A 13,191-nucleotide genomic window follows, 5' to 3' on the forward strand; every position below is an offset into this window, starting at 1 on the left:
CACCACTGAAGGAGCCCCGTGTCGTTCGCATCCATCCGCATCGTCACCGACGACCTCGACGGTCTCGTCTCGTTCTACGAGCGGGTCACCGGCCAGCAGGCCGAGCGCCCCGCCCCGGTCTTCGCGCAGTTCAGCGGCCCCGGCGCGACCCTCGCGATCGCGAGCACCGCGACCGTGACGATGCTCAGCGGCGCGCTCGTCCCTGCGACGAACCGGTCCGTGTTCGTCGAGTTCGAGGTCGCCGACGTCGACAACGCGTTCGCCGAACTCGAGCCCGCGCGCGAGGACGTCGTCCTCGAACCGACCACGATGCCCTGGGGCAACCGCTCCGCGCTGGTCCGCGATCCCGACGGCAACGTCGTCAACCTGTTCAGCACGCCCACCAGCCACTGACCGGAGGGCCTCGCGGTGACCTCCGCCGCGGCGGCGCGGTGCCGGAGGCGCGTCAGTCTGCCGGTGTGAGCACGCTCTCGAGCACCAGGTCCTTGGCCGGACCACGGGCCTCCCACCGGACCGTCCACCGACGCCGCCCACCGTCGAGGACCCCGGCGTAGTCGTCCGGCGCGCAGGCGTGTCGAACCCGTCCGCCCCACACCCAGTCGTGGAAGGGCCGGCCGTCCTCGAAGTGCACGCGCCACCGGCCGTCCGCTCCGTACCGGACCGTCAGGGTGCGCCAGACCGGCGTCGCACGGTCGGCGAGGACCATCGTGCCGGCCTCGTGCCACCGCACGGTACCGGCCTCGACGAGGGTCAGTTCGGTGGTGCCCGCCACGGTGCCGGTCACCCCGGCGAGCCGGTCGTGCACGGTCCGGTGCAGGACCCACCGGCCCAGCAGGTCGGTCGGCAGCAGGGGCGCCGGGTCCGTCACTCGACCCGGTACCCGGCCTGTGCGGCGAACAGCGGCGCGAGCGCGTACAGCTGGTCGCCGCCGATCGTCGCACCGCGGAGCCCGTCGAGCCGCTCGACCCGGTCCAGGTCCGCGCCGCGCAGGTCGACGTCCTCGATGCGGGTGTTCGTGCCGGCGACCTCACGGACGGTGCTGCCGACGAAGGACACCCGCCGGAGTCGCGCGTCGGCGATGTCGAGCTCGTCGATGACGCAGTCGCGGAAGACCACGTCGGTGAGGGTCGAGCCGCGCAGGTTGACGAAACCGAGCTTCATGCCGGCGAACTCGACGACGGAGAAGGAGCCGCCGTGCAGTTCGGCCGAACCGATGCGACCCCCGTCGACGCGGACGTCCCGCCAGTCCCCGCTGGGCGCCCGGAGGACCGGGGCGTCGAGGACCTCGACGACGGAGTCACGCACCCGGAGCCCGCGGAGGTCGGCGTCCCCGGCGCGCAGGGTCTCGACGACGCACTCCTCGATCTCCAGGTCGGGGAGCCGCTCGTCGCGGAGGTCGAGCACCGCGATGCGCTTGCCCTCGATCCGGTCGCCGGTGAGCACGTCGCCCGGCCCCGGCGCCCAGGGTTCGAGGTCGCTCGGGGCGGTCGTGGTGGGGCGGGGCGCCTCGACGCCGGTCTTCCGTGCCATGGCCCCAGTCTGCCGGGCCGCACCGACGCGCCCACGCACCACGCGCCTCCAGGACGGAGCGCGCCGGATGGCGACGCCGGGCGGGATCAGCGCCCAGCGGCGTCACACGGCGGGTTCAGCGCCCAGCGGCGTAGCGGTTCGCGACCTGCGTCTGCGAGAGCACCGAGCTGTAGACCGCCGCGAACCGCATGGAGCCGGCGAAGGAGTAGTTGCCCGCGCCCGGCCACCCGGTGATCGTGTCGTAGCCGACGCGGAAGTACCCGGTGGCGTTCTCCGGCGCCGTGAAGGACGCGTTCGACGCGACGAGCACCCCGTCGGCGTAGAGCCGCATGCCCGTGGTGGGCGACATCGTCGACACGACGTGGTGCCACGCGCCGTCGTTGTACGCCTTCGGGGACGTGACGACCTGGGTGGTGTTGTTGTAGGTGCCGAAGACGAGCCGGCCGCTGGTGTCCAGGTACACCTGTCGGTCGTGCTGACCGGACGTCGTGACCTGGTTGCTGCCGAAGCCGATGAGCAGGCCGCCGGCGACGGTGGTGCGGAACCAGACCTCCTCGCTGAAGGTGGTCGGGTTGCGGTACGCGGTCGGCGTCGACACGAAGCTCGTCGAGCCGTTCAGGACGTACGCGGTGCCGCTGTCGCGCGGGCAGGCCATCGGTGCTGCCGCCGTCGTCGCCATCGACCCCTGGTAGGTGCCGTTCGCACCCTTGCCGGAGTCGTCGACGGCCGTGCGGGCGCCCGCCGCCTCGGCGAGCTTGTAGGTGAAGAGGGCGGAGGCGTTGTCCGCGTCGACGGCGCTCGAGCAGTCGAAGTAGGTGGCGGTGCCGGCGGTGTTGCTGCCGTTCGTCAGCTTCGCCGAGAAGGCCGAGCGGGTCGGGGCGAAGTGCACGGCCAGGACGACCACGGCGAGGGCGACGACGAGGAGGAGGGCGACGACCTTGCCGTCGCGGAGGCGGTGGAGGTTCACGAGGCGTGCACCGCCTCGACGCGGCCGATGGCGAGGCAGAGGAGGAGCGGCACCAGGCAGCCGGCGACGAGGACGGCCCAGCCGGTCGGGTCGAGGTCGATGTTCGACAGCAGCTGGTAGTGCCCGTGGCGGGAGAGCTCGGTGATGGTGAGGCGGCCGACCTCACCGTCGACGAGGTGCACGCTGTTGCCGCCGACGGCGTCGACGCGGACGGGGAAGATGCCGGACGAGACGACAGTCGCCTCGACGGACCCGGGCGAGGTGGCGTTCGAGATCGTCGTGACGTTGACGAAGGGCTTGAACAGGAAGGCCGCGTACGAGACCGTGAGCGAGCCACCCGCGATGCGCAGGCTGCTCCGGGTGACCTGGTCCGTGAAGGCGCTGGTCAGACCCCAGATGAGGAGCGTCCCGACCAGGAGGACCGGGGCGGCCTTGAAGAGCCAGCCCAGGTGCGGGACGAGCAGGACCGGGGCGCCGACCAGGTCGTCCTGGGTCAGGGTCCACGGGTCGACCGCGCCGTTCACGTCGCCACGCGCACGGATGCCGCCGTCGGGGTCGATCTCGACGATGCGGTGCGTGTAGACGACGTCGGGGTTCGCGGCGACGCTGTACGAGACGATGTCGCCGACGCGGAGGGACGAGGCCTGCACCGGCATGTCGAGCACGAGCGTGCCGACCGGGGCGGCTTCACCCATCGACGGCGTCTCGACGACGAACCAGCGGCCGCCGTTGGTGAGGAACAGCACCGCGGCGGTCAGGAGGACCGCAGCGATGACGGCGACGGACCAGGCGAGGACGGACTCGGAGCGGCTGAACGTCCGCCCGCGGAGGAGCGGCCGTGGCAGGGTCCCGCTGAGCGGGATGGCCGAGGTCTGGCTCATGTGCTGCTCCGTCCTGGTCGGTGTCGGTCACAGGTGATGGCGACGCTCGACCGTAGGGGGGTCGGTCGAGCGTCGCCGGTCTGGGCGGGGCGGATCAGGCCGTGAAGGTCCAGGTCATCGGGACCGAGGCGGCCAGGCCCTGGTAGGTGTTGCCGGCCGAGGAGTCGAGCGTCACGGCGAAGTTGAAGGGGACGCTGGCGCCGGCGGCGGGGGCGGTCGGCAGGGAGATCGCGGCGCCGCCCTTGAAGCTGGCGAGGGTGCCGGAGAAGACCGTGGTGGAACCCGAGGTGATGACGAGGTTCATCTTCGAGCAGAGGTCGGTCGCGGTGCCGTTCGACGGGCCGTTCGCGGTCTGCGTGCAGGTCGACCCCGGGGTCAGCGTGAAGGTGCTGGCGGCGGAGGTACCGGTGTTCTTGATCGTGATCGGGGTGTCGACCTTGGTGCCCGGGGTCATCGTGGTGCTGCCGCCGAACTTGTTGATGGTCGAGCAGGTCGCGGAGTTGGTGGAGACCGAACCGCCGTCGGTGCTGAGACAGGTGACGGACGCGTTGGCGTTCTGCTCCTGCATGATCAGCGTGCCGCTGGCGGCCGTGTTGCTGCTGTTCGTGATGCTCGCGGCGAACCCGGAGAGGGTGCCGGTGAGCGACAGGGAGAGGAGCACGGCGGCGAAGATGCCCGCGAGGAGCGCCACGGGGGCGAAGCGGATGCGCTTCAGCGGAGAGGTGCGGAGCTGGTTGGACACGGGGTACCTCGATGTTCGTCTGGCGGTCGGGATCGCAATGCTTCGGGGAGGAGATTGCTCAACCATTAAGATAGTCATGGCTTGAGCAAATGGGTACTTCGCATCCGCCCCCAGAGCGGGGGGCGCGATCGGTCAGGAGGCGCAGGGCCGCCCGGAGCGGCCGTGCGGGCCCGGTACTCTTCCGCAACGAGAGACACGGAGCCCAGTGGTGACGCAGCAGCAGGACGAGGACGGCGCGGCCGACCTGATGGCCGCCTTCGACGCGGTCGTCCGCGCGAACGCGAGCCTGGTCGGGCAGCTCAGCGCCCGTGCCGGCGTGCACGAGAGCGGGCTCCGCGCACTCGTGCTCGTCAGCGACACCGGCTACTCGACCCCGACGGAGGTCGCGGGCTTCCTCGGCCTGACCTCGGGCGCCGTGACGAACATGGTCGACCGGCTCACCGCCGCCGGCCTGCTCGAACGGACCCCGAACCCGTCCGACCGCCGCGGGTCCCTGCTGCGGCTCCGCCCCGAGGGCGAGGACGTCGTCCGCGACTACCGCGAGCGGTACGCCGCCATGCTCCGCGCCGTCGACGCCGGCCACCGCGGGGACCTGCACGCGGTGCTCAACGACCTGGCGACGGGGCTGTACGGGCAGGCGGCGGACGCGGCACCGACGGAGGACCCGGCGCCCTGACCGCGCGCCGGCCGCCAGGGCGGGACGGCGGGCTGGCAGGCCGGCAGGACGCCGACGGCGGGACGCCGCGGCCGAGCAGCCACGGCGTCCCGCCGGTCGGTGCGCGCGGTCAGACGCCCGCGGTGCTCCGGATCCACGAGGCCGACTGGGCGAGCAGGGCGTAGTTCGACCCCGCGGTCGTGTTCGCCCCCGGGTCAGCGCTGTCACCGGTCGAGCAGACGCCGACGACCTTGCCGTTCACGAGCAGGGGGCCGCCGGAGTCACCGTGGTTCGACGCCCCCGTGACGCCGGTGACGTGCTGGGCCCGGCCGCGGTAGGCGTCGGTGCTCGACCCGGTCAGGGACACGGTCGCCTGGTACAGCCCGTCGGACTGCACGGCGTTCGCGCGCAGACCGTAGCCCTGGATCGTGCCGGTGCCGCTCGTCTTCGCGGTCGCGGCGAGGTCGAGCTGCGCGTAGGACGACAGGGCGTACGACGTCCGGAGGTGCACGAGGGCGATGTCCCCGGCCGGGGCGGCGGTGACCCGGTCGACGGCGACGGGGGTGCCGCGGTTCGCGGTGGAGTTCGAGTGGTAGACGTTCATCGCGCCGATGCCGTCGATGCAGTGCCGGGCGGTGAGGACCCACGACGGCGAGACCTGTTCACCCGTGCACGTGCTGACGTAGCCGGCGGGGATGTCACCGCCGGAGGCCTCGAGCTGCACGATCGACGAGGTGGCGGGGGCCTTCTCGCCGCCGACGACCTTCGTCGAGGCGGTGAGGGCGGATGCGGGGGCTGCGGCGAACAGCCCGGCGGCGATGACGGTGGCCGCGGCGACGGCTGCGATGGACTTCTGCATGACGACTCCTCTGTCGATGAAGCACCTGTCGGTTGCACTGTGCAACTGACAGGTATCCTCACCCCCGTCCGAGGGGTCCCACCAGTCCGCTCTTCGGCGGACCGGTCGACACGCGCGCACCACGACGGACCGGCCGGCACGCGCGCACCACGGCGGACCAGCCGGCGGACCGACCGGCGGCCAGCCGCCTGCGGCCCGCCGCGCCCTCAGCCGCGCAGCGGCGGCGACTCCGGCACACCGTGCTCGTCCGCGAAGCCGGCCACCAGGGCGCGCATCGCGTCCTCGGCACTGTGCCGCGCCTCCCACCCGAGCACCTCGCGGGCACGGTCCGTCCGCATGACGGGCACGCCGGCCGCGATGTCGACCCATCCCGCGTCCGTCGGCTGCAGCCGGAGGCGCCACGTCACCGTCACGAGTCCGCGCACGAGTGCGAGTGGCACCCGGACCGCGCCGAGCATGCCGAGCACCCGTGCCATCCGCGGCGGTGTCAGGACCGGGGACGCGGCGATGTTGAAGGCGCCCGCGGCCCGCCGGTGGATGGCCCGCCAGTAGGCGTCCGCCAGGTCGTCGGCGTGCACGGCCTGGAAGACGAACGGGTACGGCAGCGGGAGCACGGCCCACCGCACCCAGCGGACGACTCGCATCGGGACGAGGTGCCCGAGGAAGAGTCCGCGGATCTCCGCCGCGGCGTCGCGCTGGAAGACCAGCCCCGGGCGCATCCGGGTCACGACGACCTCGGGGTGCGCGGCCGCGAAGACGTCCATCGCCCGCTCGTTCTCGGCCTTGTGGCGGGAGTACGTCGCGGTCGGGATGCCGTCCGTCGGCCAGCTCTCGTCCACGGGGGTGCGCTTGCCGTCGACGTCGACGCCGCGGTAGGTGCCCACCGAGGACGCGACGACGACCTGCGGCACCCCGGCGGCGGCCACGGCGGCGAGGACGTTGGCGGTCCCCGTGACGTCGGTCCGGTACTGCGCCGGGATGTCGTGCGTCGGCTGCAGCGCCCACGCCAGGTGCACGACGGCGTCGGCGCCGCGGAACACGGCGGTCAGCCGGTCCACGGCGTCCGGGGCGCCGACGTCCACGGCGTGCCAGAGCGCGGCGTCGTACGGGGTGGCCTGCAGGTCGGGCAGGCGGCGGGCGACGCCGATCAGGTCGGCGCCGGCGTCCCGGAAGCGTCGGAGCAGTGCCGTCCCGACGTTCCCGGTCGCGCCGACGACCACGACCCTGGTCATGCGGAGGCCGTGGAACCAGCAGCCATCGCGGGGTCGAGGACGACCTTGATGCAGTCGTCCTGCTTCTTCTGGAAGACCTCGTACATGTGCGGGGCATCCTCGAGCGAGGTCCGGTGCGTGGTGAGGTCGAGCGTGCCGAGCGGGTCCGACGGGTCCTCGACGAGCGGCATGATGTCGTCGATCCAGCGCTTCACGTTGCACTGTCCTTCGCGCACGGTGATCTGCTTGTCGAACATCGTCATCATCGGCATCGGGTCGGCCATGCCGCCGTAGACACCGCTGAGCGAGACGGTGCCGCCGCGGCGGACCAGGTCGATCGCGGTGTGCACGGCGTCCAGGCGGTCGACACCCGCGGTCTCGATCGCCTTCTGCGCGAGCTTGTCGGGCAGCAGCCCGGCCGCGCGCTGGGCGAACCCGGCGACGGGGTTGCCGTGCGCCTCCATGCCGACGCCGTCGACGACGGCGTCCGGGCCGCGGCCGTCGGTCAGGTCGACGAGCTCCGAGACCAGGTCCTTCGACAGGTCGAAGGTCTCGACGCCGTACTTCGCCGCCAGGTCGCGGCGGACCTGCTCCGGCTCGACGGCGAGGACGCGGTAGCCCAGGTGCTTGCCGATGCGGGCGGCGAACTGCCCGACCGGGCCGAGGCCGAGCACCGCGAGCGTGCCGCCCTCGGGGACGTCGGCGTACTGCACGGCCTGCCAGGCGGTCGGCAGGATGTCGCTCATGAACAGCCACTGGTCGTCCGCGCCGGTGTGCGGCACCTTGATGGGCCCGTAGTCGGCGTGCGGCACGCGGAGGTACTCGGCCTGGCCACCGGGGACCTGCCCGTACATCTTCGTGTAGCCGAACAGGGCGGCGCCGCTGCCGTACTCGGTCACCTGGGTGGTCTCGCACTGCGACTGCAGCCCGCGCTGGCACATGTAGCAGTGCCCGCAGGAGATGTTGAAGGGGACGACGACGCGGTCGCCGACCTTGAGGTTCGTGACGGCGGAGCCGACCTCCTCGACGATGCCCATCGGCTCGTGACCGAGGACGTCGCCCTTGTCGATGTAGGGGCCGAGCACGCGGTACAGGTGCAGGTCGGAGCCGCAGATCGCCGTGGAGGTGATCCGCACGATCGCGTCGGTCGGCTCCTGGATCGTCGGGTCGGGGACGGTCTCGACGGACACCTTCTCGGTGCCCTGCCAGGTCAGTGCGCGCATGTGTGCGTTCCTCTCGTCGCCGTCGCGCCGGACGGGAGCCCCGGCACGCGTCCTCCCATCGGTACGCCTCCGCCAGGACGCGGCCTCCCAGGCTGAGCCCGTCAGCGCACCGTCGGCGGAGCGCCCCGCCGGGCGGGGACGCGGGTCAGGCGACGGGTGCGCCGTCGGTGGGGCGCGCCTCCTGGCCGGCACCGGTGGGCGCGGCGGAACGGGCCGCGGCCGCCGAACGGAGGTCCTGTTCCTCACGTGCGGCGCGGGCGTCGCGCCGCCGCTCGGTCGCCACGACCGCGCCGAGCGCGACGGCGTACAGGACAGCACCGACCGCGAGCGCGACCGCCGAGGACGGGACCTGCTCGGCGGCGATCCCGGGCACGCCGCCGACGGCCATCAGGACGGCCTCGGCGCAGAGGACCGCCGTCGCCAGCACGAGCACGGCCACCCGCAGCCAGCGCGGGCTGCGCCGGATGCCCGCCGAGACGCCGACCACCCCGGCGGTCAGGAGCAGGCCGACCAGCAGGAAGCCGATCATCACGACGGAGTGCAGCGCCGGGTCGCGGGTCGAGTCCGCCGCGGTGGTGCCGGTGTAGAGCAGCCACGAGGCGCCGACGGCCAGGACCCCGGCGACCACCGGGAACGCGAGCGCCGCCGTCAGCGGGTTGCCCGCCAGCCGACCGAGACGCTGCAGCGGGACTGGCTCGAGCGTGCGGCGGGCGAGGGTCACCGGGGACCCGAGGACGAGCAGCACCGGGGCGAGCATGCCGATCACGACGTGCCCGAGGACGTGCGTGGTGAGGTCGTGGTTGCCGGCGTGGCCGAGCGGCCCGACGAGCACCGCGGCCACGGCGAGCAGGCCCGCGATCCACGAGACCGTCCGGGCGAGCGGCCACGTCGGGTGCCCGCGGCGCCGCTGACCGGCCGCACCGACGATGTACACCGCGCCGGCGAGGGTGAGGGCGATGAGGGTGAAGGTCCCGAGCATGCCGCCGTGAGAGTGCACCAGAGGGCTCCTGTCGTCGTCGGTCCATCCTGTCGGAGACCGGTGGGTGGTGTTCGGTGCGGTGCGTTCCCGCGACTGGTCGGCGGCGGGCGGGGTCAGGCGCGCAGTCGGTCCCGCTCGGCGGCGGGCAGGTGCTCGGTCGCCGTCTCGAGCGCGGCGCGACCGAGGAACCGGCCCTGCTGCTCGAGGAACGCCACGAGCGACGCCTGCGACGCCCGCTTCCCCGTCTCGCGCAGCACCCACCCGAGTGCTGACTGGACCACCTCGCCCCGCTCCCGGACGAGTCGGCCGGCGACCGCGAGCGGGACCTCGGCGTCGCCCTGCTTGACGAACGCCAGGGTCGCGACGACCGCCGTCCGCCGGACGAGCGCCACGTCGGACTTCGCGAGGGCGAACAGCGGCCCGGTCGAGCCGCCGAGCAGCGGGACGCCGACGAGCTCCTCGGCGGCCAGGTCGACCAGCGCCGGGTCGTCGAGCCGTTCGGCCCGCAGCGCCGCCAGGTACTCGTCGGTCAGGTCGGGGTCCGGGTGGGTCCGGGCGGCCTGCACGAGGAGCACGACCGCGACGAGCCGACCGCCGGGGTCCTCGCTCCACAGCAGCGCCGACCGCTCCCCCGGGTCGAGGTCAGCGAACCGCCGCGCGGTCCGGCGGGCGGCGCCGACGTCGCCGGGGGTGCGGGCGAACGCGGCGAGGACGTCCTCGGCGGTGGCCGTCACGCCGACTCCGGCGGTGCGGCGGAGGGCCCCGGACCGGGATCGGCAGCGCGTGACATCCCGTCCACCCTACGACCGGGCGTGCACCCCGGGCGACCGTCCCGTCAGCGGAACGCCAGGATCGTCAGCGGGTCCTTGAGGGTGCCGCTGACCCGCGTCTCGACGTGCACGTGCGGCCCGGTCGACTGCCCGGTGTTGCCGGACTTGCCGATCTCCTTGCCGAGCGTGACGACCTGGTCCTTCGACACCGAGATGGAGCTGAGGTGCGCGGTGAGCACCGTGGTCAGCCCGTAGGTCACGATGACGTAGTTGCCGTACGACGCGTTGTTCCGCACGACCGTGGTGACGCGGCCGCTCCCCGACGCGTAGACCGGCGTGCCCACCTTCACCGGGGCGTCGGTCCCCTGGTGGTAGCGCGGGACGTGCCCGGCACCGCGGTCGTCGCCGAAGCGGCCCGTGATCGTCGTCCCGTTCACCGGCCAGCGGAGGCCCGTGACCGACTGCGTCGACCACACGCGGGTGTCCGACTTGCCGTACAGGACGACGTTCGAGTCGAGCTGCACGAGCAGCTGCCCGGGGCCCTTGCCGGCGGTGGCCGTCGACCAGAGCGCCCGGCCGCCGCCCTTCGGGAAGACGACGAGGTTGCCGTCGGCCTGCAGTGCCGCGGTCGCGCCCGGGCGGTTGAACGTGCCCGACGACCAGGTCGCCGTGCCGTTGACGTACTGCACGAGGTTGCCGTCGCTCTGCATGGTGAGCGTCTGCTGCCGACCGGAGCCGGAGCGGAGCACCGAGCCCGGCAGGATCGTCGTGCCGGTGGCCAGGCGGTTCTGGAACGTCTGGAGGCGCCAGGTCTGCTTGCCGGCGGTGTCGAGGATCCGCAGGGTGCCGTCCGGCCGCACACCGAGGCTCTTCGTCGCCGACTTCGCCGGTCCCCACTGCGCGACGGTCCGGCCGTTCCTGACGATGGCGAGCGGCCCCGTCTTCTGCACCACCGCGACGGCACCGGGCTGGTTCGACGTGTTCGACGCCCAGAGCACCGTGTTGCCGATGCCGTACTCGACGAGGTTGCCGTCGCCCTGCATCACCAGGCGGAACTGGCCGTTCGACGAGGTGAGCTGGTCACCCGGGTAGATGGTGGTCCCGGCGGCGACGGTGCCGCGGAACGTGGTCGCTGCCTGCGCCGGTGCTGCGATCGCGACGAGTCCCGCGGCCGCGATCGCGACGGCGGTGACGGCGGCGGTGAGGCGCGCTCGTGCCCTGATCATGCGTGGGTCCCTGCTCGTGGTGCCGACCACCGCGGGCGATCGCCGGCGCGGTGCGTGTCCTGGTCCGGCGCGTCCCTGATCGCGCCGAAGGACAAGCCTCGCAGGCCGGGCCCGCGCGGGGTATCCCCGAGAACGGGGGCGTGCCCGACGAGGACGGGTGTGCAAGCGGTCAGCGGTCCCGGGCACCGCGGACCAGGATGGAGCGATGCGCAGCCGACCCGACCCCGCCTTCGTCCCGCCCGCGACCGACAGGACCCGGCCGGACCTGCTCGGCACGTTCGGGATGTCGGCCTCGACGCACTGGCTCGCGACGGCGACGGCGCAGTCGGTGCTCGAGCGCGGGGGCAACGCCTTCGACGCTGCGGTGGCCGGCGCCTTCGTGCTGCACGTCGTGGAGCCGCACCTGAACGGGCCCGGTGGCGACCTCACCGCGGTGTTCGCGACCGCCGACGACCCCACCCCCGTGGTGCTCGTCGGCCAGGGGCCCGCCCCGACCGGCGCGACGGTCGAGCACTTCCGCGCCGAGGGACTGGACCTCGTGCCCGGCGCCGGCGCCCTCGCAGCGGCCGTGCCGGGAGCGGTCGACGCCCTGCTCCTGCTCCTCCGCGACCACGGCACGTGGGAACTCGCCGACGTGCTCGCGCCGGCGATCGGGTACGCCCGCGACGGCCACCCGGTCACAGCGGGCGTGGTCCGGACGATCGGGGCGGTCGCCGACCTGTTCCGGCAGCACTGGCCGACCTCCGCCGACCGGTGGCTGCCGGGAGGTGCGGCACCGGCCGTCGGGGACGTCGTGCGCAACGAGGCGCTCGCCTCGGTCCTCGACCGGCTCGTCGCGGCCGGCAGCGCGGACACGGCCAGCACGGACACGGCCAGCGCGGACGCGACCGACGGGGCGGACGCGGGACGGGCCTCCCGGATCGACGCCGCACGCCGCGAGTGGGCGGAGGGGTTCGTCGCGACCACGGTCGACGCGTTCGTCAGGGCGCCGCACCGCCACTCGTCCGGCACCGACCACGCCGGGGTGCTCCGCGCGGAGGACCTCGCCGACTTCCGCGCGTCCTACGAGCCGGCGACCACCGCCGAGTTCCGCGGCCACACGATCGCGAAGACCGGGCCCTGGGGGCAGGGGCCGGCGCTCCTGCAGGCACTGCGGATGCTCGAGCCCCTCGACGACGCACGGCTCGACCCGTCCTCCGAGCTCGGTGCGCACACCGTCGTCGAGGCGCTGAAGCTCGCCCTCGCCGACCGCGACGCGTACTACGGGGACGGCGACGTGCCGCTCGACGTCCTGCTGTCGGACGCCTACACGGACGACCGGCGCACCTGCATCGGGGATCGCGCCTCGGCGACCTTCCGTCCCGGTCGCGTGTCGGGCGTCGAACCGGTGCTGCCGCCACTGCGGACGAGCGTCGACACGACCGGGGTCGCCGGGGTCGGCGAGCCCACCGTCCCCGGAGCCCGTCGCGGCCCGGTGGACGAGCGGGCCGAGGTCCCCGTCGAGGACCGCGGCGAACCGTTCGTCGCACCGGACGGCGACACGCGTGGTGACACGTGCCACATCGACGTCGTCGACCGCTGGGGCAACATCGTCAGCGCGACCCCGTCCGGCGGCTGGCTGCAGTCGTCCCCGACGATCCCGGAGCTCGGCTTCTGCCTGGGTACCCGGCTGCAGATGACCTGGCTCGAGGCCGGCACGTCCTCCACCCTCCGGCCCGGAGCGCGCCCGAGGACGACCCTCACCCCCACGCTCGTCCTGCGCGACGGCGTCCCGGTCGCGGCCCTCGGATCGCCGGGTGGGGACCAGCAGGACCAGTGGCAGCTGCTGTTCCTGCTGCGGTGGATCGTCGGCGGCTACAGCCCGCAGCAGGCGATCGACGCGCCGGCCCTGCACACGACCGCGTTCCCCGGGTCGTTCTGGCCCCGCACGTGGGAGCCGGCCGGGCTGGTCGTCGAGGACCGGGTGGGAGACGCGGTGATCGCCGGTCTCGAGGGCAGGGGGCACGTGGTCACACGCGCGGGCGACTGGACCCTCGGCCGGCTGTCGTGCGTCACGCGTGACCCCGCGACCGGCGTCCTCGGGGCGGCCGCGAACCCGCGTGGGGCACAGGGGTACGCGGCGGGGCGCTGAGCCGAGCCGGACACGCG

General features: G+C 73.5%; 14 protein-coding genes. 3 read left to right on the top strand and 11 right to left on the bottom strand.

Annotation, left to right across the window (positions count from 1 at the left end):
- The first annotated feature begins 18 nt into the window (after window positions 1–18).
- On the top strand, window positions 19–393 hold the full coding sequence (locus KM842_RS11935; RefSeq protein WP_216258634.1) for a VOC family protein: 375 nt from the start codon (window positions 19–21) through the stop codon (window positions 391–393).
- Between the two features lie 52 nt (window positions 394–445).
- On the opposite strand, the gene KM842_RS11940 is transcribed toward KM842_RS11935, so the two are convergent.
- The 5 genes from KM842_RS11940 to KM842_RS11960 form a co-directional block, all read right to left on the bottom strand.
- Window positions 446–868, bottom strand: a complete 423-nt coding sequence (locus tag KM842_RS11940; RefSeq protein WP_216258635.1) for a DUF6314 family protein — start codon at window positions 866–868, stop codon at window positions 446–448.
- Window positions 865–1,530: a pentapeptide repeat-containing protein gene (locus KM842_RS11945; RefSeq protein WP_216258636.1), complete on the bottom strand. Its 666-nt coding sequence runs from the start codon at window positions 1,528–1,530 to the stop codon at window positions 865–867. The genes KM842_RS11940 and KM842_RS11945 overlap by 4 nt, the downstream gene beginning before the upstream one ends.
- Before the next feature lie 115 nt (window positions 1,531–1,645).
- A complete protein-coding gene (locus KM842_RS11950; RefSeq protein WP_216258637.1) occupies window positions 1,646–2,497 on the bottom strand; it encodes a LamG domain-containing protein in 852 nt (283 codons plus the stop codon).
- Window positions 2,494–3,378 carry a S26 family signal peptidase gene (locus tag KM842_RS11955; RefSeq protein WP_216258638.1) on the bottom strand — a complete coding sequence of 295 codons (885 nt, stop codon included), beginning with the start codon at window positions 3,376–3,378 and terminating at the stop codon, window positions 2,494–2,496. The genes KM842_RS11950 and KM842_RS11955 overlap by 4 nt, the downstream gene beginning before the upstream one ends.
- Window positions 3,379–3,472: 94 nt before the next feature.
- Complete coding sequence (locus tag KM842_RS11960) at window positions 3,473–4,120, bottom strand: COG1361 family protein (RefSeq protein ID WP_216258641.1); 648 nt, start codon at window positions 4,118–4,120, stop codon at window positions 3,473–3,475.
- Window positions 4,121–4,328: 208 nt separating this feature from the next.
- Here KM842_RS11960 and KM842_RS11965 point away from each other — a divergent pair, with 208 nt between their 5' ends.
- Window positions 4,329–4,796 carry a MarR family winged helix-turn-helix transcriptional regulator gene (locus KM842_RS11965; protein ID WP_301183796.1) on the top strand — a complete coding sequence of 156 codons (468 nt, stop codon included), beginning with the start codon at window positions 4,329–4,331 and terminating at the stop codon, window positions 4,794–4,796.
- A 109-nt stretch (window positions 4,797–4,905) separates the two neighbouring features.
- Here KM842_RS11965 and KM842_RS11970 read toward each other — a convergent pair whose 3' ends face one another.
- From KM842_RS11970 to KM842_RS11995, 6 genes are all read right to left on the bottom strand, one after another.
- Window positions 4,906–5,634, bottom strand: a complete 729-nt coding sequence (locus KM842_RS11970) for a S1 family peptidase (protein ID WP_216258643.1) — start codon at window positions 5,632–5,634, stop codon at window positions 4,906–4,908.
- 206 nt (window positions 5,635–5,840) lie between these two features.
- On the bottom strand, window positions 5,841–6,866 hold the full coding sequence (locus tag KM842_RS11975) for an NAD-dependent epimerase/dehydratase family protein (RefSeq protein ID WP_216258645.1): 1,026 nt from the start codon (window positions 6,864–6,866) through the stop codon (window positions 5,841–5,843).
- Entirely contained in the window at window positions 6,863–8,068 is a 1,206-nt protein-coding gene (locus tag KM842_RS11980; protein ID WP_216258647.1) for a zinc-dependent alcohol dehydrogenase, read from the bottom strand. The genes KM842_RS11975 and KM842_RS11980 overlap by 4 nt, the downstream gene beginning before the upstream one ends.
- Window positions 8,069–8,213: 145 nt before the next feature.
- Window positions 8,214–9,065 (bottom strand): cytochrome c oxidase assembly protein, encoded by an 852-nt coding sequence (locus KM842_RS11985; RefSeq protein ID WP_216258649.1) that lies wholly within the window; start codon window positions 9,063–9,065, stop codon window positions 8,214–8,216.
- Between the two features lie 95 nt (window positions 9,066–9,160).
- Window positions 9,161–9,781, bottom strand: a complete 621-nt coding sequence (locus KM842_RS11990) for a DNA alkylation repair protein (RefSeq protein ID WP_216258650.1) — start codon at window positions 9,779–9,781, stop codon at window positions 9,161–9,163.
- A 101-nt stretch (window positions 9,782–9,882) separates the two neighbouring features.
- Window positions 9,883–11,043 carry a peptidoglycan DD-metalloendopeptidase family protein gene (locus KM842_RS11995; protein WP_216258652.1) on the bottom strand — a complete coding sequence of 387 codons (1,161 nt, stop codon included), beginning with the start codon at window positions 11,041–11,043 and terminating at the stop codon, window positions 9,883–9,885.
- A gap of 205 nt (window positions 11,044–11,248) precedes the next feature.
- Between KM842_RS11995 and KM842_RS12000 the strand changes: the two genes are divergently transcribed.
- Complete coding sequence (locus tag KM842_RS12000) at window positions 11,249–13,174, top strand: gamma-glutamyltransferase family protein (protein ID WP_437124531.1); 1,926 nt, start codon at window positions 11,249–11,251, stop codon at window positions 13,172–13,174.
- The last annotated feature ends 17 nt before the right edge of the window (window positions 13,175–13,191 follow it).

Origin of the sequence: Curtobacterium sp. L6-1 (assembly GCF_018885305.1) — a bacterium.
Classification (GTDB): Bacteria; Actinomycetota; Actinomycetes; order Actinomycetales; family Microbacteriaceae; genus Curtobacterium; species Curtobacterium aetherium.